The following is a 23,244-nucleotide window of genomic DNA, read 5'->3' on the forward strand; positions in this document are numbered from 1 at the left end:
ATAAATTTAGATAGACAAAAGTCCCGCAATCATATATTCTATTACTCGTCTTTGCAACCCTCATTTTGGGAATGAAAGTCAATATATAGGTAAAAGGTAGATGAAAATGAATATACTCAAAAATTTAAAGATAAAAACTAAGTGGATGGTACTGATATCACTGGCAGTTATTGCAGCGGTCGTCATTACTGTGTTATTTAGTCAGTGGACAGTACGAAATATTTTAACAGAAGAAAATGAACAGACTTCTTCTAACAATGCTGAAAATGCTGTTGATCAGGTGTCATTAGGTTTGGAAACTTACGAAACAAACCTTCTACAATTCGAGCAGGTTATCGAAACGATCGTACAAAAAGATGAAGTCGACTATTTACATATTGATGAAATTACAAGCACTTTAAAAGAAAATAACGAAAATTATCTGTCCGTCTACTTCATGGATTTTAAATCGGGCAAACTGCACTCTACACCTGCAATTGATTATGAATGGGATGTACGTGAATCTCAAACTTTTGCAAAATTGAATGCAAACCCCAACTTACAATGGATGGATGTCTATTTGGATACTGGTATTAACAAGTTAATGACTTCTGTTATTGCCCCGGTATTTAAAGAGGACGAACTAGTCGGTGCGGTCGGCTATGATATCGATTTCTCTACAATTGGTAAGATTCGCGAAGGCATTGAAGCAAAATCATCTTCAAAATTAATGATTGTCGATCCAAATGGATTGATTGTATCTTCATTTATCGAAGATGGGGACGGAACAAATATCAATGCCGATAATTCAGGCAAGATTGCTGGTGTTACCGATCTATTAAATACTTCCGAATTAGAGAAAAAGTTTAACTGGCTGTCAGATGCTAAAAATGGCACTAACCAAATTGAACAGTTTGAATGGGATGACGTGAATTATACAGGTGAAATTCAAGTTATCGAGAAGAATAACTGGCAGATTGTTTCTTTAGTAGATGAAGATAGTTATGCACAACAGTTAAATAAGTTATCGATTGTCGGTTGGATTTCAATATTGATCGGTTTAATAATCGGATGTTTATTCGCCTATTTCATGGCACGAAAATTAGTCGATATTTTAAATAGCTTTAATGATATATTTGAAAAAACAGCAAGCGGTGACTTTATTTCACGTTTTGAAACAAAGTCAAATGATGAAATTGCAGACTTAGCAAATCAATACAACCATATGCTAGACGAGGTTCGCAATTTAATTAATCAAGTAAATGAAAATTCAATGGAAATCCAACATTCTTCAAATAGTTTATCTATTATTGCCAAGGAAAATGAGCAGGCGTTAAATAATGTCTCGAACAGCATCGAAGAAATTGCTATGAATACAAGTACACAGGCAGAAAAAATGCATGATGGTTCTACAGCTATCCATGTATTGGCCGATGAAATAGAATCTATTGAGCTCAAAACTCAGCAAATGGTAAATGATGCTGACGAAGCATTGGTAGAAGTTCATACAAGCATTGATAAAGTACAACAATTGGAAACATCCTATGCGAATTTAGAACGCGCATTTAATGAGGTAACGGTCGTAACCGAACAGTTAGATGGAAAAACGAAATCCATTTCGAAAGTAACCGATGTGATCGCCCAAATTACTGAACAAACAAATTTACTAGCACTCAATGCTTCTATTGAAGCTGCTCGAGCAGGTGAGCACGGAAAAGGATTTGCGGTTGTAGCAGATGAAGTAAGAAGCTTGGCAGAAAGCTCAAAAGCGGCAACAACGAATATTCAGCAAATCATTCTAAGTATTTTAGAGGACACGCAGCAACTCGTTCAAGTGATGAATCAGACAAACGAGATCAGCGAAGATCAGAAATTAGCCGTTAATACTGTAGATAATGCAATTAAACAACTTTCTGATACATTGGAAAATATGAAAGTGTCGATTTCAAACACGATGGATAATGTATCAACAATGCAACAGCAAAAAAATGTCGTCGTCTCTTCAATAGCAGTTGTTAATGAAATGACAACAGAGGTTACAGCAGAGACGCAAGAAATTGCGAGTTCAATCGAAGAACAAACATCCGCTACTTCTGAAGTGACGATGCATGCTACGCACTTAAATAAACAAGTTGAAAAATTAACTGACTCTGTTTCGAAATTTAAGCTATAGGAAATTAAATTACCCCAATACACAATGACACGTGTATTGGGGTTTTCTTATGAAAAATTAACAATCCTTCTTATTCTGTATTTGGTTTTTATTGCGATTCTGGTTCTGGTTCTGGTTTTGATCAAAGTTTACTTCCTGAGCAAATTCTTCTCTGTTTGCTCGTGGTCTGTTCGCATTTTGATTTTGGTTTTGCTGTTTTTTGTTATCCTGAGTTTTATTGTTTTTATGTTTATTGTTACCCATTCCAACTCACCTCCACTAACAGTGTGTGTGGAAAGTAAATTTCTATCCCATTGTTTAAAAGCTCTACTGTAAATTTTTGTGCAATTCGGCTGCGACTAGTATTTATAAATTTATTGTATTAAATACCATGAAATCCACGCGAACACTTTCACACACCTCAATACGTATGAGTATGTTAATAAAAGAGCCCAATTTTCATCTTACTATGGACTGAAAAGTAGAGAGGAATGGTATGAGTGTATCCTTATTATACAAATGGTTTCACCTATCCGCTTAGCGCTTCCTATGCGCAACCCTTTTCCCAATACACTGCACCGCTTCGGCATTTTTTAACTCGGCAACTGAGCACTCTTGATCAGCGTTGCATAAGTAAAACAGAGGCCGATTATATGGCGATGAATCGATTACTTTGGATGGAGCATGTCAATTGGACGCGGATGACGATTATTAGCATTGTGTTCCAATTGCCGGATCTACCATTTGTACAAAAGCGCCTCCTGCATAATGCAATTGACTTAGGCAATTGTCTGCGCCCGTTTTATGGAGACCAGATTGCGGATTACTACGCTAAGCTTATTCAAGATCACCTAGTCATTGCTGCGGAACTTGTAACAGCCGCTGTCAAAGGAGATACAAACACAGTGAATACTAAAGAAAAAGAATGGTATAAAAATGCGGATGACATTGTTTTATTTTTAAGCAATCTGAACCCATACTTATCGAAAGATGCACTGCAGGAAATGTTCTATAAACATTTAGAGCTAACTAAAAAAGAAGCCGTAACCATGATTCAAAAAGACTATCAAACAGATATTGAAGTGTTTGATGAAATTGAAGCCGAGGCATTGGCTATGTCCGATATGATCGCATCAGCAATTGTAATGCAATTTTTTTACCGATTTAAGTGTCCACATAACTATTATTAATAAATGTCATGCTTATTCAGATCATACGCAACACAACATTTAATGTATAATTAAAGAAAATATTTTATCTGGGAGTGACTGTTTTGAACCTTTACAATATATTTATTGCCAACATACTCAGCCTGTAACGGTCCAATTTCTTCTTTGGGGGACTTTTACAGGCTGAGCCCTAACCCAAGGAGTTGACGGTAATGAAACCACATACTAAAAATCGAAGTCGAGCCTATAATCGGCATCATCGAAAGAGAGTCATTCAACGGAAGCTTAATATTGCGAAGCACATTGGATGGGATCCTCGTTTTAACGGATATTTTGCAAAAGGGAAAATTCACTGTTCATGTTGGATGTGTTCTCAAAAGACGAAAACAGATGGATTGCCCCATTCACAAATCATTCAATTAGAACGCTTGAATAATCAATTATCCGAACACTATATGGAATATCAAGATTAAGAAATTTTTAGGTAGGGGAAGCTTATTCCTCTGCCTTTTCTGATGATTTCTTGTTTCTAACCTCTATCGACCAAAAACTGCATAGCTCAATGCGGATACCCAGTTCCAAGCCCAGATTGAAGCTCAGGCGAATATCCAGGCTCAGGTTGAAGCTCAAGCTCAATTACAGCACAATTCGAAGCGCAGGGTTCCCCCTTCTACTAGGATTAATTCATTATTGATATAATTTTTTAATCGGTCTTCTTGTGCTGCGAGCTAATTTTTTTATACCTTTTCCCTAGTGAAATTTATGTATAAGACATATGACTTGTCAATCATTGACTCATCAACTAAAATAAAAACCTATTCCAATTTCGATAAAGAAGGGTGAAAAAAATGCTACAACAAAAATCAGCTTTAGAAAAATTAATGGAAGAACGTAAATCCGTTCGTAAATATGTACCGGGGGTTGCGATTCCTCGCGAGACAATTCAACATATACTACAACAGGCAACAACAGCTCCATCATCAAGTAACCTGCAGCCTTGGCGCTTCCTAGTTATTGATGATCCTGAGCAGAAAAAAGAGTTGCGCATTGCCGGATTTAATCAGGAGCAAATCGAAACATCGTCAGCAATTATTGCGGTAATCGGCGATATTGAAATGTATAAAAATGCTAAGCAAATTAACGATTTGAATGTTGAATTGGGTTATATGCCACGTGAGATTGCAGATATGATGATTTCCAATTCCGAAGCGGCATACAGCAGTTTTTCTGATGCTGAACGCAGTAATATCGCCCACTTAGATTCAGGTTTAATTTCTATGCAAATCGTACTTTTAGCGAAGGATATGGGCTATGATACAGTAATAATGGGCGGCTTTGATAAAGCTGCATTCGCTAAAAGATATGAACTGCCTGCAAATGAGGTACCGATGATTTTAATTGCTATCGGAAAAGCGGCTATGCCTGCTCGTAACTCATCACGATTACCATTCGATCAAATTATTCGTTTCTCTAGCTAATGGTATTACAGGTTCCTTTATCTGACAGGTGTAATCATATAGTGTGAAATTTTTTATGCTTTATCCGAATGAACGGAAATGCTACCATATAGGGATAGATACCTAGAACGAAGAGCACTCAATGTAAGGAGGGTTAGTATGGAAGTTTGTTTGGATGATAAAAAACAGATGATCATGATGTTAAAAAGATTAGACCGTCATGTAACGCAAATTTTTGAAAAAAGAACAGAAGTCAGTTTGACACGATACGAAATTTTAGTTTCTTTAATAAAAAAAGGAAGCGTTACTCAAAAGGTCCTGCAACAATCCTTAGCTATCGACCAAGCTGCAATCACACGCCATTTGAAGCTGCTTGAAGAACAGCAGTATGTCGAACGTAAACGCAATGAGAAAAACAACCGGGAAGTACTTGTTACGATTTCCGATAAAGGACGAGCATTACTTGAAGGTTGCACAATGTTTAAAGATCAGTTTCTGAATGATCTTTATGAAGATTTTTCGGATAGCGAATTACAGCAACTTAAGCAATTTCTTACACGCTTGAATGATAATGTAGATAATCTTTAACCGGTGCATAATAATAAACTAAGAAGAACGATTTCCCCTTATTGAGGATATCGTTCTTCTTTTTTGTTGCTATAATATACTGGAAATAAATTAAATGAGAACGTTTATCATCTATGGTATACTATAACTATAAGAAAATAAGCATTACTTAAGGAGAATGTATTATGCAAATTTACTGGACGAAAATAAATAAAATCATTGAAGAAACGCCAGAAGTGAAAACGTTTATGCTGGATCTCCCTGAAGGCTTCACGTGGGAAGAAGGTGCACATACACACCTTGCTTTAGAAGGGTTTAATGCCGGGGATCAGCCAAATAAAAGTTTAGTTCGTCATATGTCCATCTGTACACTACCAAATGAGCAGACTGTCGGGATCACAACTCGCATAAGAGAACTGTGCTCTGAGTTTAAATCGATTTTAAGAAATCTGGAAGTCGGCGATAAAGTGGCACTATTTAAAATCCATTCCAACGTACCGCTGAAAAGAGAAGATAAAAATATTTACCTTTTATCCTCCGGTGTAGGTCTCGCAACATTCAGACCGCTTGTACTTACTTATTTGGAACGACCTGATCACATCGACCGCATTCATTCTCTTACGATCGATTCAACACAAGACTATTTATTTACGGATGTTTTTGAAACTGCACCAGATAAAAATTTCACATCGCAGTATGTCAATAATCGAAATGATTACTATGAAGAAGTGAAAAAACTTGCTGCAGATCAGGACGGTCTATTCTACGTTGTCGGCAGTGATGAGTTTATTTTGCAAAACATCGACGTATTGCGTGAACAAGGCATTAAACCGGAACAAATTGTCCTTGATAAACGTGAACGACAATTAGCTAATTTCTTCCCGGTAGAAACTACAATTTAAGTGATTATATGAAACAGGGCTAACCGAAAAAGTATTCCACTTTTCGGTTAGCCCTGTTTTTTATCTTTATTTTACACTAACCGCATTCGCATTCTTGCTTGGAGTTTTAATTATTGGAACTCATTTGATTTTGACTTCAAATATTATGGTTACATTCATTTTTCAAGCCTCCCCTAGCATAGATTGAATTTTAAGGTATTTAAAACCAATGGAGGTATGTGATATGTGTACTGCTATTTCAGTACTATCTTTGCAGGGAGAAAACATCTTTGGCAGAACGATGGATTTTTCCCACCCTATTGAACCAAAACTTTGGGTAATTCCAAGAAACTATCAATGGAATAGTCTTGCGACAATGAAAACTAACCATAACCGCTTTAGCTTCATGGCTATCGGTCAAGAAACAGATGGCATGCTGGGCTTTTTTGATGGAGTCAATGAACGAGGGTTTGCTGCGGCAACGCTATATTTTGAAGGTTACGCGGATTATGATTTGCCATTGGAAAATAAGGAGCCTATCGCTTCCTTAGATTTTCTTCATTATTTATTAGGTCGGTGTAGCTCGGTAGATGATGTAGCGCCTTTATTAAAAAACATTCAAATTGTAGGAGTAGCCGATCCGGTTACACAAAAGGCTGCTCCCCTCCACTGGATTGCTACAGATAGAAGTGGAAAATGCATTGTAATTGAGCAAACGAAAACGGGGTTAGAAGTAATAGAAAATCCTATAGGCGTCATGGCAAATAGCCCGGATTTCAGGTGGCATTTGACAAACTTAAGAAATTATATGGAGATTTCAACAACACAAAAAAAGAATGTAAATTGGGGAAATGTATCCTTAACTCCTTTTAGTCAAGGGGGTGGAACAGCGCAATTGCCAGGTGGCTTTACTTCTCCCAGTCGTTTTGTTCGTACCGCATTTTTAAAAACTCATGTCCATCTTCCAGACAACCCGGTCGAAACAATTATGACATGCTTCCATCTGCTGAATAGCGTTTTTATTCCTAAAGGTATCGTAATAACTGATAGAGGGACTGATGATTATACGAAGTACGTTGCTTTTATGAACACGAGTACATGTGAATACTACTTCAAAACTTATGAGAATAATCAAATACTAACATCCAGCCTTTGGAATTACGACCTTCATGGTACGCAACCAATCTGTCTCGGAAATATCAGGTATCCTTCTCCTACCTAGATAAAAAGTGCTCATCTAAAAAAGAGGTGTCCCAGAATCGCTTCTCGGACACCTTTTTTATAATTATAATAACTCCAGCCAAGCGACCGCTTCACAGTGAGTAGTGTGCGGGAACATATCAACTGGTTGTACTTCTTTTGTTTTATATCCGCCATCTTCTAAAATGCGGAGGTCGCGTGCAAGCGTTGCAGGGTTGCATGATACGTACACTACACGCTTCGGTTTTTGCTCGATGATTGTATTCAGTAACGCTTCATCACAGCCTTTACGCGGTGGATCGACTACTAATACATCTGCTTCTTTACCTTCTTTATACCAGCGTGGAATAACTTCCTCTGCCGGGCCTGCTTCGAAATATGTGTTTGTAAAACCGTTCAGTGCGGCATTGCGTTTCGCGTCCTCAATTGCCTGCTCAACAATTTCAACACCCATTACATGACCAGCCTTTTGGGCTAAAAACAGTGAAATGGAACCGATACCGCAATATGCATCGATTACACGTTCATTGCCTGTCAGCTGTGCATAATCAAGTGCCTGCTTATAAAGCACTTCTGTTTGAACAGGGTTGACTTGATAAAACGAGCGTGCCGAAATTTCAAAGCGGACATTGCCGATTGTATCTTCAATTGTATCCTTGCCCCAAAGCGTAAATGTATCATTACCGAAAATGACATTTGTTTTCTCGCCGTTTACATTTTGCACGATGGACGTAACATTCGGGATTAGCGCACGGATTTTTTCGATCGCCGCGTTCGCCTGCGGGAATTTTTTGGACTTCGTAACGAGTACGACCATCACTTCGCCTGTTGCACGCCCTTTACGAACGACAACATGACGCAGCATGCCTTGATGGGATTTTTCATCATATGGACGCACACCTAAAATTTCTAATTCACGTTTCAGGTCTGCCATGACAACATCGGCTTCCCCTGTTTGAATCAAACAACGTTCCATATCAACGATTGAGTGTGACTTCGTTTTATAGAACCCTGCCACCATTTGTCCTGCTTCGTTTTGAGCGAATGGTATTTGTGATTTATTGCGGTAATGCCAAGGCTCTTCCATCCCTTTTACCGGAAGGACAGGAGCATCGATTTTACCAAGACGCTTCATCACATTTGCAACCATATTTTGTTTCCATTTCAATTGTCCCTCATACGAAAGATGCTGTAACTGGCATCCCCCACATTGCGAGAAATAGACACATGGCGCTTCTACACGATCAGGCGACTTTTGCAGTATATTGATCACTTTTGCAAAGCCATAATTCTTCAATGTTTTCATTACATGAATTTCGGCAGTTTCTCCAGGAAGTGCCCCTTGTATAAATAATGGATAGCCATCAATTTTCGCAACGCCATTGCCATCATGTGTTAAATCTTCTATATAAACTGTTTGACGATCATTTTTTTTAATTGGTGCAGACATGTTCATTTCTTCCTCTCATTTCAATCACTTTATTGTACCACGCTCTATATATTTTGCACTTATTATACTTTCCACTAATATTCAGAGTAATTTAAATTATTACTTTTGTTCTAGTATTCAGTAAGTATTGCCTATATAATTTACCATATAGCTTAAATAATTCTATTAATTTCAAGGAGAAGAAAAAACATGTCAGTTCGCAAAAAACTTAATATAGGCTTTATTTTAATCGGGGCGATTCTTCTGCTTTCAATCGGATTTGCAACCGTTCAGTTTTTCCGTATTGGCGATGAGGTTTCCAAAGCCGTTGATGTACAAATGGCACAGGTTACGCGTATTAACGATATTCAGCAGCACATATTATCCCAAGGGATTTATGCACGTGCCTATGCGGTAGACCCTTCTCAAAATAACTTGGATTTACTAAACAACCATACAACAAGCCTCGTTCAATTAATTGAGGAAGTACAAGAAGAAAATATTTTAGCAGAAGCTAAACCGATTATTACAAACTTAAAAGATCAGTCGGAAATAATTGCCGGGCAAATGGATAAGGTGATCTCCTCTGTACAGGCACGTGATATTTCGTCCGCTTTGTCTATGGTAAATGGAGATTATACATATACGAGTGTATTCACTAGTGAACTTGCGGAGAAAGTAGAACAGGTCGAAAACAAAGAGCTTGATAAAGTCGTAAACAATACGAAAGACATGATCTCACTTTCTACGATTTTGTCGATTGTTTTCATTATTATTACGCTTATCGTCATCGGATTTTATATGGTCTATACGAAATACGGTATTACACAGCGTCTTCAATCCATTACAAATGATCTGGAACAAATCGCAGACGGGAATATTAAAGTTGAACATAAACCGGTTCACACAAAAGATGAATTCGGGTTGCTGTCGAATGCTTTTATTTCATTGCAGCGTAACTTTGAGGAGTTGTTGTTAAGTATTCAGCAAAATGCGAATCAGCTTAGCAATTCGGCGGATGCACTTATGAGAAACAGTGGGTCGATTTCTTCGGAAACGGCTCATATTAAAGAACTGATCGAGCATACTGCACAAACAGCCTCAACGATGACCATTGGAGCAAATGAAAGTGCACTTGCTGTAGATGAAACAGCTCAGGGAATTAACTCGATCGCACGTGCAACACAGGACCTGCATAGCGGTGCTGTCACATTAACGCAGTTTGCCAATGATGGTGTGAAAATTATTGATGAAGCGATGCAGCAAATGGAAACAGTGCATACATCGACTCAATCGATATCCAACCTATCAAATGTGTTAATCGAACAGTCGGGGCAGATCAGTACAATAACGAAAGCTATTACCGATATCGCAGATCAGACAAATCTGCTCGCCTTGAATGCTGCCATTGAAGCGGCTAGAGCTGGTGAACACGGGAAAGGCTTTGCTGTAGTTGCAGATGAAGTTCGCAAACTTGCAGAGCAGTCGAAAAAATCGGCAAACGAAATTGTGCATTTAACCGAAACGATTCAGCACAATTCCCAAAATGTTGGCGAAGCGGTGGAAAACAGTCTCAAGTGTGCAACGGATGGCGTTGTTATCATCGATCGTGCCGGTCAATCATTCCATACGATTACCGACAATATTTACAGTATAACGGAGCGTGTAGAACATATTTCTGCTACATCACAGCAAATTTCAGCAAGCTCTGAAGAAGTTGCCGCTTCTGTCATCGAAATTTCGCAAGGTACTGAAAAAACGATGACCGATGTTGAGCAAGTAGCCAATGCGACTCAACTTCAAACTGAAATTGTTGTTGAAATGGAAGAGCTGTCTAAACGTTTAGCCGACCAGGCAAAACAGCTCCAACAAAGTATGGAGAAATTTACATTATAGAATGATTGCTTTTAATCACCTTCACTTTAACGGTTTTAATTGTTGAAGTGAGGGTTTTTTAAAAGTTTCTCGTTGGATATTAGAAGAAATTTTCGTTTATTAGAAAAGTTGAGCGGGAAATTAGAAAATAGACTTTCTGCAGAGTGTTTAGTTTGCTCTTTTTTATGGAGGTGTGCGGATATTAGAACAATGGGGAGCTTTATTAGAAGATGGTGAAAGGATATTAGAACATTTGGCCGGTTTATTTGAACATCTTAGACCGATATTAGAAGATCAAGCTGATATATTAGAACTTCCGCCTTTTATTAGAACTTAATTTATTTTATTAGAACATTTAAGCAATATATTAGAACAAACTCCGCCGCAAGCGCACCCGCACCCGCTCCCCTCACAAAACAAAAAACTCACAAGGGCATTCCACTACCCTTGCAAGCTTTCGTTAAATTACTTCTTCATCCGTTTCAATTTCACGAATTCGATTGATTGGCACGAATACTTCAATATGTCGTTTTAAATTTTGGAAAATAGCTGGTGCATCACCGCCGTACTCCCCGTCTAGGTTTAAATGAACTTCCTGATCGGATGATACGACAACACGGCTTGCTTTTCGGTAAATAACGCGCTCGTCGGATAAATGCTCGCCACGTAATGCAAGTGAAGCAATGCGAATGAAATCCGCAATATTGCATTCCTTTAAAATCATAACGGTAAACAGCCCGTCATTGATCGATGCATCCGGTGCGATTTTTTCAAAACCGCCGACTGAATTTGTTAAGCCACATAAAAACATCATTGCTTTCCCATCAAACTCTTCATCATCCATTTGGATTTTCATATGTGTCGCTTTAATGGAAGGAATCATTTCAATCGCTTTCAAATAATACGCCATCTGTCCAAGTACCGTTTTCATTCTGCTCGGAACTTCATAAGTCAGCTCAGTGATTCGCCCGCCTGCAGCAATGTTGATAAAGTAGCGGTTTTCATTCAAAATGCCGACATCTACAGGTATCGTATCCCCTGCAACAATAATGTTCAGTGCTTCCTCGACATTTCGGGGAATACGAACAGCCCGTGCAAAGTCATTTGTCGTGCCCATTGGTATCAAACCAAGCTTCGGACGTTTTTCACATTGACTAATACCTGCTACTACCTCATTTAACGTACCGTCTCCACCTACCGCAATTACGACATCAAATTCACGACGTACAGCCTCGATTGCCGCCTTTGTCGCATCACCTTCACAAGTCGTTGCATGGCACGAAGTTTCGTATCCGGCTATTTCCAGCTTCTCCAGTACTTCCGGAAGATGCCTCTTAAATGCCTCACGACCCGAAGTCGGGTTATATATAATTCTCGCTCTTTTCATTTTGATCTCATCCTGATTAATTATATTTTTCATTCTGTCAAAAGTATACTGCTGTCTGATTTAGAAAAGCAACAATTGCATCTGGGATATTCTCTTCAATAATACATTTAAAATAGAAAAAAGTTCCTACTATATTATATAGTAAGAACTCGTAAAAGTAACAGAATAAGTAAAATTATATCGCTGCGTTTACTTTATTTTTAAAGTCTTCATATACGTAGCTCCACAGCTTTGAATCGTTTACATATTGTCCGCGCATATTTTCATATACCGCTTTTTGAGCTTCTTCAAATGAAGGATCTTCTTTGTCCGGTAAAGTCGCACGTAAATCTGTAACTAGCTGCTGTAGTTGTGGTGCACGTGGTCCCCATGTAGTAATTACTTCCCCGGCTTCATTTAAAATTAAATACATTGGAATAGCTCGTCCGCCGTTTGTTAAATAACGATCGATTAAATCTGTATCCGCATCGCGTAATGCTGTACGAATTTCCACATCTGCCGCTTCCGCTACTTTACGGATGATCGGGTTGTTAATCATCGCATCCCCGCACCAGTCTTCCGTAATCGCTAAAATATGGACATTGGCATTTTTCAATTTTCCAATAAAAGCTGCATCCTCCGGAAGTTCAAAGCGCTCGTAAATTGCAAAGCTTTGTTCTTTCAATTGGGACATTGCATCCATATATTCCTTCATTGATGTGCTCTCTTCGAAGTATTGTTGTTCTGTTTTCATATTTATACCACCTTTCAAATTCTCTCTTCTATTTTGCACGTTTTAAAGAAAAAAAGAAAGTTTTATGTGTCAAAATTGTTACACAATAATACAATTCTAAATTTTCTAAATCACTTGTATGAAACAGCAAATATTTAATATATTCGAGAATATAGAAACTAATTAAAATTTTACCCAAATAATAATACCTTATAGTAAAATAATTAAAAATTTTCTTAATTGTTTTATTTATTAGTATCTATAAAATATTTTTGATGTAGTATATATTTCTTATAAATATTCTGATATATTAAAATAACGCATCAAAAAATTATCAGAAAATTTAATTTACATGATTTTCTAGGAGGGTTTATTTATGAAACGCAATAAAAAGGTCGCATTGACTGCTACAGCACTTTCATTATCTGCATTACTTGCAGCTTGTGGTGGTGGAGAAGAATCAAAATCTACATCATCTGGAGATGGTGAAAAAGAATTAGATTTACTAATCACTTCAGAGCCACCTTCATTACATCCACAATTGGCTTCAGATACAACTTCTGGTGCAATTTTAGAAAACACTTTTGAAGGTTTAACAACAATGGTTGATGGCGAGCCAGTTTTAGCTGCTGCTGAAGACTATAAAGTATCTGATGATCTTTTAACTTATACTTTCACTTTACGTGACGCACAATGGTCAAACGGTGAAAAAGTAACGGCTGAAGATTTCGCTTACGCTTGGAAATGGGCATTAAACCCGGAAAATGCGTCTGAATATTCTTCAATCCTTTACCCTATTAAAGGAGCAGAGGCTTACAATACTGGTAAAGGTACTGCTGAAGATGTGGCGATTAACGTAATCGATGAAAAAACATTAGAAGTAACGTTAAACGCTCCAACTCCATATTTCTTGGAATTGACAGCATTCAAAACGTTCTATCCAATTCATAAAGCAACAGCTGAAGCGGATCCAAAATGGTACACAGAAGCAGATACATATGTATCAAATGGTGCATTCAACTTAACTACTTGGAACCACTCAGGCGATATCGTTTTAGAGAAAAGCGATACTTACTGGGATACTGAAAACGTAGATATCGATACAGTAAACATTGCAATGGTTGAATCAGAAACAACTCAAATGACAATGTTCGATGCTGGAGAAATCGATTTCCTAGGAGCTCCTTACGGGACAATTTCTCTTGATGCAATCGACCGTTTAAAATCAGAAGACAAATTAAATGTTTCTGATATGTCATCTATTTACTGGTACAAATTCAATACAGAAGATTCAGTAATGCAAAACGAAAACATTCGTAAAGCATTAGCATTGGCAATCGACCGTGAAGGCTTAATCAGTAATGTAGTAAAAGGCGAACAAGAACCTGCACTAGGTATCGTACCAAACTCTGTTGAAGGCTTCGGCGATGACGAAGGTTACTTCAAAGATGCTGATTTCGAAGAAGCGAAGAAATATTTAGATGCTGGTCTGAAAGAATTAGGCTTAGCTAGCGCTAAAGATTTAGAAGTAAAAGTTTCATACAACACTTCTGAGGCGCACTCTGCTATCGCACAATTCATTCAACAAGGCTGGTCATCAAATTTAGGTATTACTGTTAAACTTGATAACTCAGAATGGCAAGTATACTTAGATAAAATCGGAAATGGCGATTACCAAATTGGTCGTCTTGGCTGGGGCGCTGACTACAATGATGCGTACACATTCCTAGAAATGTACAACTCTGCTGATAACGGCAATAACCAAACTGGTTGGTCAAATGACGAGTACACTGCATTATTAAATGAGTCGATCACTGAAACAGATCCGGAAAAACGTACAGAAAAATTATTGGCTGCAGAAGCGGTAATTATGGAAGAAATGCCAGTAGCTCCAATTTACTACAACACGAACTTAAACGTTGTATCTGACGAAGTAGAAAACATGGTTCCAGATGCTTTAGGTAACGTTAACCTTAAATATGTTAAAGTGAAGTAATTTTTACTATTTAGTATTTACTCCTGCGATGGTCGAAATCATTTTCAAAAAATCATCGTAAATAGGGAGTGCCTCGAAATGATATTTCGGGCACTCCCTTTCATAGTTTTATCAAATTTTCAAAATAGTATAAAAAGGAGGTACGGACATTGCTTAACTTCATTATTAAACGATTACTTTATATCGTACTTGCAATGTACTTAATTATTACAGCGACGTTTTTCTTAATGCAGCTTGCTCCCGGTAGCCCGTTTACGAGCGAACGTGAATTGCCACCTGCAATCGAAGAACAGTTAAACGCGAAATACGGATTGGATAATCCTTGGTATATCCAATATAAAGACTATTTAGTAGACACGATGACATTTGATTTTGGGGAGTCGATGAAATATAAAGGCCGTTCCACAAATGACATTATCGCAGAGAGCTTCCCTGTATCCCTTGCTTTAGGTCTTCAGGCGATGGTATTGGCAATTGGCCTTGGTGTTTTACTAGGCGTTGTTTCTGCACTGTATCATAATCGCTTTGGAGATTATGCCGCAACAATTTTCGCAATTTTGGGGATTTCGGTTCCTTCATTCATTTTGGCCGGACTGTTACAGTATTACCTGGCATTTGAAGCCGGCTGGTTCCCGGTTAGTGGCTGGAAAGGATTCGCCTATACAATTTTACCTTCATTGGCGATTGCTGTTACCCATGCCGGATTTATTGCTAAACTTACACGTTCTAGTATGTTGGAGCAAAACAATAGTGAGTATGTAAAGCTTGCTCGTGCAAAAGGTTTAGGAAAATGGACAATTGTTTTCAAGCACTCTTTACGTAATGCATTATTACCGGTTGTAACGTATTTAGGTCCACTATTTGCCGGTGTTATTACTGGTTCGTTCGTTATTGAACAGATTTTTGCGGTACCGGGACTTGGCCGCCATTTCGTAACAAGTATTACAAACCGTGACTATACGGTAATTATGGGTACGACTGTGTTCTATTCATTAATTTTATTGCTGGCTGTATTAATCGTAGACATTTTATACAGTGTCATCGATCCACGTATTAAATTGAAAGGAGCGAAAAAATAATGGCTCAAAACGAACAGCAAATACCAAAAGTATCAGCTGACATGTTCGATGTTGTCGGTCGTTCAGAAAATACAGATGCCCTTTCTAAAAAGCAAGTATCTTATTGGAAGGAAGTATTTTATCGCTTCTCTCATAACAAGTTAGCTGTAGTTGGATTAGCCCTTCTTATTATCATTGCAGGTTTTGCAATTTTTGCGCCGATATTCTCTTCTTATACATATGAACAGAATGTCGGATTATACAATACCGCTCCTTCTGCAACACATTGGTTCGGAACGGATGACCTTGCGCGTGATATTTTCGTCCGTGCATGGGAAGGTGCCCGAATTTCATTATTCATCGGTATTACTGCCGCTGTCATTGATTTGATTATCGGGGTTTTATGGGGAAGTATTGCAGGTTTGGCAGGCGGCCGTGTCGATAACATTATGATGCGTATCGCAGACGTATTAACGGCAATCCCTTATTTATTAGTAGTAATTATTTTATTGGTAATTATGGAGCCTGGTTTAGTTCCTATGATTATCGCCCTTTCCATTACCGGTTGGGTAAACATGGCGCGAATTGTACGAAGTGAAGTACTGAAAATTAAAAATCAGGAGTACGTACTTGCTGCTCGTACATTAGGCGCAAATCAATGGCACATCATTAAACGTCACTTAATCCCAAATGCAATGGGTGCTATTTTAGTAACAATGACAATGACTATTCCAAGTGCAATTTTCACAGAGAGTTTCTTAAGCTACTTAGGTTTAGGGGTTCAGGCTCCTTTAGCCAGCTGGGGTACGATGGCCTCTGAAGGTTTCAAAGCACTTCAATCTGCACCATGGCGATTATTGTTCCCTGCAGCTTTAATCTCGATTACAATTTTCGCATTTAACGCAGTTGGAGACGGCTTACGTGACGCACTTGATCCGAAATTACGTAAATAAGGAGAGTGTACGCAATGAAGAAAAAAGTATTAGAAGTAAACGACTTACGTATTAATTTCAAAACGTACGCTGGTGTCGTACAAGCCGTACGCGGAGTAAGCTTTGAATTATACGAAGGCGAAACATTAGCGATCGTTGGTGAATCCGGTTCCGGAAAATCCGTAACGAGTAATGCACTGATGAAGTTAATTCCACAGCCACCTGGTATTTATGCCGGTGGTGAAATCAACTTCAATGGCCGCAATATTATTCCTTTATCTGAAAAAGAAATGATGCAAGTTCGAGGAAATGATATTTCAATGATTTTCCAGGATCCAATGACTGCATTAAATCCAACAATGCGTATCGGTACGCAAATTACCGAAGTGCTTCTGAAGCATAAAAAAGTTACGAGTAAGGACGAAGCAAAAAAACGTGCGGTTGAGCTGCTTGATCAAGTAGGTATCCCTTTCCCTGAAAAACGTTATAAGTCTTATCCTCACGAACTGTCTGGCGGGATGCGTCAACGTGTTGTTATCGCTATCGCACTTGCAGCAGATCCGAAGCTGTTAATTGCCGATGAGCCAACAACAGCGCTTGATGTAACGATTCAGGCTCAAATTTTAGAGCTGATGAAAGAACTTCAAAAGAAATCAAATACGTCGATTATTTTCATTACACATGACTTAGGTGTTGTAGCAAATGTTGCAGACCGAGTTGCGGTAATGTACGCCGGTCAAATCGTTGAGTACGGTACTGTCGAAGATATTTTCTACAACCCTCAGCACCCGTATACTTGGGGGCTGCTTGGCTCTATGCCGGACTTGAACAACTCTACGGATGAGCTGTTGATGGCGATTCCGGGTTCACCGCCAAACTTGATCGATCCGCCTAAAGGTGATGCATTTGCACCTCGTAATGAGTTTGCAATGAAAATCGATTTTGAAGTGGAACCTCCAATGTTTAAAGTATCGGATTCACATTACGCGAAAACTTGGCTACTGCATCCTGATGCACCAAAAATGCCTGTACCTGATGCGGTAGCACGCCGTATTAAAGGCTATCAACAGGAGGGCATGTAATTATGGCAAATAAAATATTAGAAGTAAAAGGCTTAAAACAATATTTTGGCACTGCCAAACAGCCGATCAAAGCGATCGATGGCATCTCCTTTGATGTGTATGAAGGCGAAACATTAGGCTTAGTTGGAGAGTCAGGCTGTGGTAAATCAACGACTGGACGCTCGATTATCCGCCTTTACGATATTACAGAAGGCCAAATCACCTTCAAAGGCAAAAACATCTCAGAAATGAAATCACGTAAAGAATTGATGCAATTCAACCGTGAAATGCAAATGATTTTCCAAGACCCTTATGCGAGTTTAAACCCTCGTATGACGGCCGGTGAATTAATTGCAGAAGGCTTTGAAATCCATGGTCTTTATAAGAATAAAAAAGAACGCCAAGCCCGTATCGGTGAATTGCTGGAAGCAGTCGGACTGACACGCGAGCATGCCAACCGTTATGCCCACGAGTTTTCTGGTGGTCAGCGTCAACGTATCGGCATTGCCCGTGCACTTAGTTTAGACCCAAGCTTCATCATTGCAGACGAACCGATTTCTGCGCTTGATGTTTCTATCCAAGCACAGGTAGTAAACTTATTGAAGCAGCTTCAAAAAGAACGCGGATTAACTTATTTATTCATCGCCCATGATTTATCGATGGTAAAATATATATCAGACCGAATTGCGGTTATGTATCGCGGAAAAATATTAGAACTTGGAAGCGCGGATGAGATTTACAACAATCCAATCCACCCTTATACGAAGTCTCTATTATCAGCAGTTCCTCAGCCAGATCCGGCTTACGAACGCAATCGTACACGTATCCCGTACAAACATGTTGAACATGATCCAGCAGCTAAAGTTATCGAAGCCCGCCCTGGCCATTTCGTATTTGGTACAGAATCACAAGTAAAAGACTGGGCTAAATAAAAGAACAATAAAAAACTCCTTCACGAGGCAATGTGAAGGAGTTCTTTCTATATAATAAGGAAATTTCCAATGACTATAACTTAATAATTAAAATGCTTCTGATGTTGTTTTTGCTTGCATATGCAATGTTAAATAATCCGGTCCGCCTGCTTTAGAGTCAGTACCTGACATGTTGAAGCCACCAAATGGTTGGTAACCAACGATTGCACCTGTACAGCCACGGTTGAAATAAAGGTTTCCAACATGGAACTCTTCACGAGCATACTCTAAGTTCATACGGTCGTTTGTAATTACTGCACCTGTTAAACCGTATTCCGTATTGTTTGCAATATCAATCGCTTCTTCGAATGAATCTGCTTTTGTAATCGCTACTACTGGACCGAAGATTTCTTCTTTCATAATACGTGCTTCCGGATCCACATCGGCAAATACTGTCGGATGTACGAAGTAACCAACTGAATCATCTGCAGTACCGCCAGCAACTAAACGGCCTTCTGTTTTACCGATTTCAATATATTCGCTGATTTTTTTGAATGCAGCCGAATCGATTACTGTAGCCATAAAGTTGTTGTTATCTGAAGGATCACCGATTGTTAATGAGTTCGTTAACTCTTCCACACGTTTCACAACTTGATCATATACATCTTTCACGATTACGACACGTGAACATGCTGAACATTTTTGTCCAGAGAAACCGAATGCTGATTTAACAATGGACTGTGCAGCTAACTCTAAATCTGCATCTTTATCAACAACGATAGTATCTTTACCGCCCATTTCAGCGATAACACGCTTAATCCAAATTTGACCTGGGCTTAATTTTGATGCGCGTTCGTTAATACGTAAGCCGACATCACGAGAACCTGTAAAGCTGATGAAGCGTGTTTTCGGGTGGTCTACTAGGTAGTCCCCTACTTCCGCCCCGCTACCAGGTACGAAGTTTACTACACCTTTCGGTAAACCTGCTTCTTCAAGCACTTCAATGAATTTATACGCGACAACCGGTGTTGTTGATGCTGGTTTTAATAGTACTGTGTTACCAGTAACTACAGCCGCTACTGTTGTACCTGCCATAATAGCAAACGGGAAGTTCCAAGGTGAAATAACAATCCCGATTCCTAGAGGGATATAATCATAACGGTTGTATTCATTCGGACGGCTTTCTACTTTACGTCCATCTTTCATTTCAAGCATTTGACGGCCATAATATTCTAAAAAGTCGATTGCTTCTGCAGTATCTGCATCCGCTTCATTCCATGGCTTACCTGCTTCTTTCGTTAACCAGGCAGAAAATTCATGCTTGCGGCGGCGAATAATTGTCGCTGCCTTGAACAAAACGTCTGCACGGATTTCAGGTTTAACTTTTTTCCATGACTTGAATGCTTTATCCGCTTCTTGCATCGCTTTTTCAGCCAAGTCTTTTGAAGCTTTTGAAACAGAGCCGATCACTTCTGTTTTCTTTGCCGGGTTATATGATACAATTTTTTCTTCTGTCGTAATACGTTCGCCACCGATAATTAGAGGATAGTCGGCACCAAGCTGTGATTCTACTTTTTTAAGCGCTTCCAAATAAGCTTGTTTGTTTTCTTCTACCGAGAAATCTGTAAATGGTTCATGTTTATAGTTAATCATTTATCATTACCTCCGATATTAAGTGCAATATATTTTTGCATCATATTATGTTACTTAATTTGAATTATGCAATATAATAATGCTTAAAGCAATTATTTTTTCTAAATTACGCAAATTATCTCAATACGACATTCCCATGCTAAAATGAAATGGAGGGGGTTACACCGCATGAATCAACTAGATCGCTCTAGTGTTTTTGAGTTTTTGATTGAAAAAATTGAAACCGGAATTTGCGCTATTGATGAAAATGGACGAGTCATCGTTTACAACAAAAAAATGCGCGAACTTACCGGTGAATCACTTGAACAAATTACACAGCGCTTTTTATCACAGTCGCTAGACTTCAACTTGGAGCAAAATATGCTGCAAAAAGTTTTAGCTTCAGGTCAAAGTTTCAAACATATTAAGCAAACGTTCTGGAATGCCCGTGGTGAAGAAGTGGCACTGATGAATGACTATTATCCATATACCCTAAATGATGGGACGAAAATCGCTATCCAATTTTCCCGCGATATTACACAGCAGGAATTTTTAATGGACCGTCCTTTAAGCCGTTACGGCGCTCCATTAACTTTTGATATCATTACTGCTGTCTCAAAATCGATGAAGCAAGTAATCCAGCAAGCCAAAATTGCTGCGCTAGGACGTATTCCGGTCATGCTTGTCGGTGAATCTGGGACGGGGAAAGATATGATTGCAGAAGGGATTCATCATGAGCTGGCAGAAAAAAACGAACGCTTTATTACACTTATTTGCCGCCGCAATGAAGAAACATTGCTCACTCAAATTGAAAAATATATTGCCGAAGAAAAAAACTATACGTTTTTTGCCGAACGGATTGAATTTTTATCAGATGAAGCACAGAACCGTATCGTGGAGCTTCTAGAGCAACATTCCGAACGAAACCATGTATTTATAGCAAGTATTGGTGAAGACCCGATTGACTTAATACAGAAAGGTCACCTTTCCAAAAATCTGTACTACTTATTCTCCAACCTGACTATTCAAGTGCCGGCTTTACGTGAGCGTCGTGAAGACATCAAACCTTTCGTGGATGATTATTTCGCTCGCCGACGTATTGCGTATGGCAGCCCTGTGAAAGGTTTGGCACCTGATATCGAGGAAATATTTATGAACTATGACTGGCCAGGAAATTTAAAAGAACTTGAAGTATTACTGGATGATATCAGCTCACTACTCACAACGGAAGAGTATGTCGAACTTATACATATACCAGCATATTTCAAGTGGAAGCTCCAGCAAGCCGTGCCACATACTACCGAGGAGCAAAAATTGTTCGACTTCTCCGGACAAACATTGCAGCCTCTTGATGAATATATGCGTAAAGTTGAAGATTATTATATTTCGCATGCCTTACAGCTAAACGATGGAAATATTTCACAAACAGCTAAAGCACTCGGCATCCACCGGCAAGGTTTACAATACCGTTTAAAACGCAAATGAAATGGTAATATATTCTATAATTTACCATTAAAGAGGCGCCTGACACAGGGGTCTCTTTTTCATTTCTATTTGTGCAACATTTTATTGCACGTTATATAAATTGCGTATTTAAGAGAATGTAAACGTTTCAATAAAGTATTTCAGCAAAATTTTTTTGTGCTAAAAATCGTTGGTATTCCTCGATTTTCCTTCTAGCAAACCCTGAACCTCTCAAAATTTGTTTCCTTTTTTAAATTTTTTGTTTTATACTCACCTCAATAACAATAAAATACTTTTTTCAACGCAGGGGGATTGATTAAAATGTCATTAAAAGATTTTTTTATCGCACTTTCAGAGAATCAAACATTAAATTCTGCAGCTCAAAAGTACGGATTTAAGCTGGGGGCGCAAAGTGTCGTTGCAGGTACAAATATCGATGAAGTGATAGAAAGCATCAAGCATTTAAATGCACAAGGTATTTCTTGCACGGTTGATAATCTAGGGGAATTTGTGTTTGAAAAGTCTGCTGCACTTGCTGCAAAAGAACAAATTTTGGCCGTAATCGAACGCATTCACAGTGAAAACCTTGATGCACATATTTCACTAAAACCTTCACAATTAGGGTTGGATATTGACTTTGAATTCTGCTTTGAAAATTTAAAAGAGATCGTTGCATTGGCAAATGAATATCAAATTTTTGTTAACTTCGATATGGAAAACTATGCTCGTCTACATCCTTCATTTGAGCTATTGGAAAAGATCCACGCTGAATACAATAATGTCGGAACAGTAATTCAAGCATACTTTTTTGAATCAGATGAAAATGTCGAACGCTTTAAAGATTACCGCTTACGTATCGTAAAAGGTGCTTACAAAGAAGATGAATCTGTCGCTTATCAAAATAAAGCCGATATTGACCGCAAGTTTATCGAGCAAATTGAATACCATTTACTACATGGCAAATTCACTTCAATTGCGACACATGATCACAATGTCATTAATCATGTTAAACAATTTGTCCAAAAGCATAATATTCCGAATGATAAATTTGAGTTCCAAATGCTTTACGGCTTCCGTAAAGAAATGCAGTTGAGTCTTGCTAAAGAAGGATACAACTTCTGTACGTATGTACCGTTTGGTAATGATTGGTATGGTTACTTTATGCGTCGCTTAGCTGAACGCCCGCAAAACCTGACACTTGTCACAAAACAAGTATTTACGAAAAAAACAAATACAATTTTAGCGGTTGCAGCAGGTGCGTTTTTAGCTGGACGTATGTCTAAAAAGTACAGATAAGTTCAGATGCGCCATATTTTATTGCGTTGACGACCATCTATTGAAGCATGTTAAACTAGTCAAAAATTATCAATAAAGGAGTTGTC

General features: G+C 38.5%; 21 protein-coding genes. 16 read left to right on the forward strand and 5 right to left on the reverse strand.

What is annotated here, in order from left to right; all coding sequences use genetic code 11:
* Window positions 1-106 precede the first annotated feature (106 nt).
* Complete coding sequence (locus MKY71_RS16105) at window positions 107-2,152, forward strand: methyl-accepting chemotaxis protein (protein WP_340733295.1); 2,046 nt, start codon at window positions 107-109, stop codon at window positions 2,150-2,152.
* Window positions 2,153-2,209: 57 nt separating this feature from the next.
* Here MKY71_RS16105 and MKY71_RS16110 read toward each other — a convergent pair whose 3' ends face one another.
* A complete protein-coding gene (locus tag MKY71_RS16110) occupies window positions 2,210-2,395 on the reverse strand; it encodes a hypothetical protein (RefSeq protein ID WP_340733297.1) in 186 nt (61 codons plus the stop codon).
* Between the two features lie 389 nt (window positions 2,396-2,784).
* On the opposite strand from MKY71_RS16110, the gene MKY71_RS16115 reads away from it, so the two are divergent.
* The 6 genes from MKY71_RS16115 to MKY71_RS16140 all read left to right on the forward strand — a co-directional run bounded on the left by MKY71_RS16115 (window position 2,785) and on the right by MKY71_RS16140 (window position 7,427).
* Window positions 2,785-3,321, forward strand: coding sequence for a hypothetical protein (locus tag MKY71_RS16115; RefSeq protein ID WP_340733299.1), 537 nt, complete (start codon window positions 2,785-2,787; stop codon window positions 3,319-3,321).
* A 191-nt stretch (window positions 3,322-3,512) separates the two neighbouring features.
* Window positions 3,513-3,773: a hypothetical protein gene (locus MKY71_RS16120; RefSeq protein WP_340733301.1), complete on the forward strand. Its 261-nt coding sequence runs from the start codon at window positions 3,513-3,515 to the stop codon at window positions 3,771-3,773.
* A 375-nt stretch (window positions 3,774-4,148) separates the two neighbouring features.
* Complete coding sequence (locus tag MKY71_RS16125; RefSeq protein ID WP_339173766.1) at window positions 4,149-4,778, forward strand: nitroreductase family protein; 630 nt, start codon at window positions 4,149-4,151, stop codon at window positions 4,776-4,778.
* Between the two features lie 138 nt (window positions 4,779-4,916).
* Window positions 4,917-5,345, forward strand: coding sequence for a MarR family winged helix-turn-helix transcriptional regulator (locus tag MKY71_RS16130; protein ID WP_340733303.1), 429 nt, complete (start codon window positions 4,917-4,919; stop codon window positions 5,343-5,345).
* A gap of 164 nt (window positions 5,346-5,509) precedes the next feature.
* Window positions 5,510-6,226: a ferredoxin--NADP reductase gene (locus MKY71_RS16135; RefSeq protein ID WP_340733305.1), complete on the forward strand. Its 717-nt coding sequence runs from the start codon at window positions 5,510-5,512 to the stop codon at window positions 6,224-6,226.
* Window positions 6,227-6,449: 223 nt separating this feature from the next.
* Window positions 6,450-7,427 (forward strand): choloylglycine hydrolase family protein, encoded by a 978-nt coding sequence (locus MKY71_RS16140; protein ID WP_340733306.1) that lies wholly within the window; start codon window positions 6,450-6,452, stop codon window positions 7,425-7,427.
* A gap of 63 nt (window positions 7,428-7,490) precedes the next feature.
* Here MKY71_RS16140 and rlmD read toward each other — a convergent pair whose 3' ends face one another.
* On the reverse strand, window positions 7,491-8,855 hold the full coding sequence (gene rlmD / locus MKY71_RS16145; protein ID WP_340733307.1) for a 23S rRNA (uracil(1939)-C(5))-methyltransferase RlmD: 1,365 nt from the start codon (window positions 8,853-8,855) through the stop codon (window positions 7,491-7,493).
* 189 nt (window positions 8,856-9,044) lie between these two features.
* Here rlmD and MKY71_RS16150 point away from each other — a divergent pair, with 189 nt between their 5' ends.
* Together MKY71_RS16150 and MKY71_RS16155 are read left to right on the forward strand one after the other, a co-directional pair.
* Window positions 9,045-10,730, forward strand: a complete 1,686-nt coding sequence (locus MKY71_RS16150; RefSeq protein ID WP_340733308.1) for a methyl-accepting chemotaxis protein — start codon at window positions 9,045-9,047, stop codon at window positions 10,728-10,730.
* Between the two features lie 172 nt (window positions 10,731-10,902).
* Window positions 10,903-11,046 carry a hypothetical protein gene (locus tag MKY71_RS16155; protein WP_340733310.1) on the forward strand — a complete coding sequence of 48 codons (144 nt, stop codon included), beginning with the start codon at window positions 10,903-10,905 and terminating at the stop codon, window positions 11,044-11,046.
* A 123-nt stretch (window positions 11,047-11,169) separates the two neighbouring features.
* On the opposite strand, the gene MKY71_RS16160 is transcribed toward MKY71_RS16155, so the two are convergent.
* Window positions 11,170-12,096, reverse strand: a complete 927-nt coding sequence (locus MKY71_RS16160; RefSeq protein ID WP_339173807.1) for a diacylglycerol kinase — start codon at window positions 12,094-12,096, stop codon at window positions 11,170-11,172.
* Window positions 12,097-12,271: 175 nt separating this feature from the next.
* A complete protein-coding gene (locus MKY71_RS16165; RefSeq protein ID WP_340733311.1) occupies window positions 12,272-12,829 on the reverse strand; it encodes a thioredoxin family protein in 558 nt (185 codons plus the stop codon).
* Between the two features lie 355 nt (window positions 12,830-13,184).
* Here MKY71_RS16165 and MKY71_RS16170 point away from each other — a divergent pair, with 355 nt between their 5' ends.
* The 5 genes from MKY71_RS16170 (at window position 13,185) to MKY71_RS16190 (ending at window position 18,787) form a co-directional block, all read left to right on the forward strand.
* Window positions 13,185-14,804 carry a peptide ABC transporter substrate-binding protein gene (locus tag MKY71_RS16170; RefSeq protein WP_339173809.1) on the forward strand — a complete coding sequence of 540 codons (1,620 nt, stop codon included), beginning with the start codon at window positions 13,185-13,187 and terminating at the stop codon, window positions 14,802-14,804.
* A gap of 149 nt (window positions 14,805-14,953) precedes the next feature.
* Window positions 14,954-15,883, forward strand: coding sequence for an ABC transporter permease (locus MKY71_RS16175; protein ID WP_008405519.1), 930 nt, complete (start codon window positions 14,954-14,956; stop codon window positions 15,881-15,883).
* Window positions 15,883-16,815, forward strand: coding sequence for an ABC transporter permease (locus MKY71_RS16180; protein ID WP_339173811.1), 933 nt, complete (start codon window positions 15,883-15,885; stop codon window positions 16,813-16,815). Before MKY71_RS16175 ends, MKY71_RS16180 begins: the two co-directional genes overlap by 1 nt.
* Before the next feature lie 14 nt (window positions 16,816-16,829).
* Entirely contained in the window at window positions 16,830-17,876 is a 1,047-nt protein-coding gene (locus tag MKY71_RS16185) for an ABC transporter ATP-binding protein (protein WP_339196206.1), read from the forward strand.
* Between the two features lie 2 nt (window positions 17,877-17,878).
* Window positions 17,879-18,787: an ABC transporter ATP-binding protein gene (locus MKY71_RS16190; RefSeq protein ID WP_339173813.1), complete on the forward strand. Its 909-nt coding sequence runs from the start codon at window positions 17,879-17,881 to the stop codon at window positions 18,785-18,787.
* An 87-nt stretch (window positions 18,788-18,874) separates the two neighbouring features.
* Here MKY71_RS16190 and pruA read toward each other — a convergent pair whose 3' ends face one another.
* Window positions 18,875-20,419 (reverse strand): L-glutamate gamma-semialdehyde dehydrogenase, encoded by a 1,545-nt coding sequence (pruA, locus tag MKY71_RS16195; RefSeq protein WP_339173815.1) that lies wholly within the window; start codon window positions 20,417-20,419, stop codon window positions 18,875-18,877.
* A gap of 168 nt (window positions 20,420-20,587) precedes the next feature.
* Between pruA and MKY71_RS16200 the strand changes: the two genes are divergently transcribed.
* Window positions 20,588-21,883, forward strand: coding sequence for a sigma 54-interacting transcriptional regulator (locus MKY71_RS16200; RefSeq protein WP_339196208.1), 1,296 nt, complete (start codon window positions 20,588-20,590; stop codon window positions 21,881-21,883).
* Window positions 21,884-22,183: 300 nt separating this feature from the next.
* Window positions 22,184-23,158: a proline dehydrogenase family protein gene (locus tag MKY71_RS16205; protein WP_339196209.1), complete on the forward strand. Its 975-nt coding sequence runs from the start codon at window positions 22,184-22,186 to the stop codon at window positions 23,156-23,158.
* Window positions 23,159-23,244 lie beyond the last annotated feature (86 nt).

This window comes from Solibacillus sp. FSL W7-1324, assembly GCF_038008025.1.
Classification (GTDB): Bacteria; Bacillota; Bacilli; order Bacillales_A; family Planococcaceae; genus Solibacillus.

Coding starts and splice junctions, on each gene's coding strand:
- MKY71_RS16105 (WP_340733295.1), top strand. CDS start 107: ATGAATATACTCAAAAATTTAAAGATAAAAACTAAGTGGATGGTACTG.
- MKY71_RS16110 (WP_340733297.1), bottom strand. CDS start 2,395: ATGGGTAACAATAAACATAAAAACAATAAAACTCAGGATAACAAAAAA.
- MKY71_RS16115 (WP_340733299.1), top strand. CDS start 2,785: ATGGCGATGAATCGATTACTTTGGATGGAGCATGTCAATTGGACGCGG.
- MKY71_RS16120 (WP_340733301.1), top strand. CDS start 3,513: ATGAAACCACATACTAAAAATCGAAGTCGAGCCTATAATCGGCATCAT.
- MKY71_RS16125 (WP_339173766.1), top strand. CDS start 4,149: ATGCTACAACAAAAATCAGCTTTAGAAAAATTAATGGAAGAACGTAAA.
- MKY71_RS16130 (WP_340733303.1), top strand. CDS start 4,917: ATGGAAGTTTGTTTGGATGATAAAAAACAGATGATCATGATGTTAAAA.
- MKY71_RS16135 (WP_340733305.1), top strand. CDS start 5,510: ATGCAAATTTACTGGACGAAAATAAATAAAATCATTGAAGAAACGCCA.
- MKY71_RS16140 (WP_340733306.1), top strand. CDS start 6,450: ATGTGTACTGCTATTTCAGTACTATCTTTGCAGGGAGAAAACATCTTT.
- rlmD (WP_340733307.1), bottom strand. CDS start 8,855: ATGTCTGCACCAATTAAAAAAAATGATCGTCAAACAGTTTATATAGAA.
- MKY71_RS16150 (WP_340733308.1), top strand. CDS start 9,045: ATGTCAGTTCGCAAAAAACTTAATATAGGCTTTATTTTAATCGGGGCG.
- MKY71_RS16160 (WP_339173807.1), bottom strand. CDS start 12,096: ATGAAAAGAGCGAGAATTATATATAACCCGACTTCGGGTCGTGAGGCA.
- MKY71_RS16165 (WP_340733311.1), bottom strand. CDS start 12,829: ATGAAAACAGAACAACAATACTTCGAAGAGAGCACATCAATGAAGGAA.
- MKY71_RS16170 (WP_339173809.1), top strand. CDS start 13,185: ATGAAACGCAATAAAAAGGTCGCATTGACTGCTACAGCACTTTCATTA.
- MKY71_RS16180 (WP_339173811.1), top strand. CDS start 15,883: ATGGCTCAAAACGAACAGCAAATACCAAAAGTATCAGCTGACATGTTC.
- MKY71_RS16185 (WP_339196206.1), top strand. CDS start 16,830: ATGAAGAAAAAAGTATTAGAAGTAAACGACTTACGTATTAATTTCAAA.
- MKY71_RS16190 (WP_339173813.1), top strand. CDS start 17,879: ATGGCAAATAAAATATTAGAAGTAAAAGGCTTAAAACAATATTTTGGC.
- pruA (WP_339173815.1), bottom strand. CDS start 20,419: ATGATTAACTATAAACATGAACCATTTACAGATTTCTCGGTAGAAGAA.
- MKY71_RS16200 (WP_339196208.1), top strand. CDS start 20,588: ATGAATCAACTAGATCGCTCTAGTGTTTTTGAGTTTTTGATTGAAAAA.
- MKY71_RS16205 (WP_339196209.1), top strand. CDS start 22,184: ATGTCATTAAAAGATTTTTTTATCGCACTTTCAGAGAATCAAACATTA.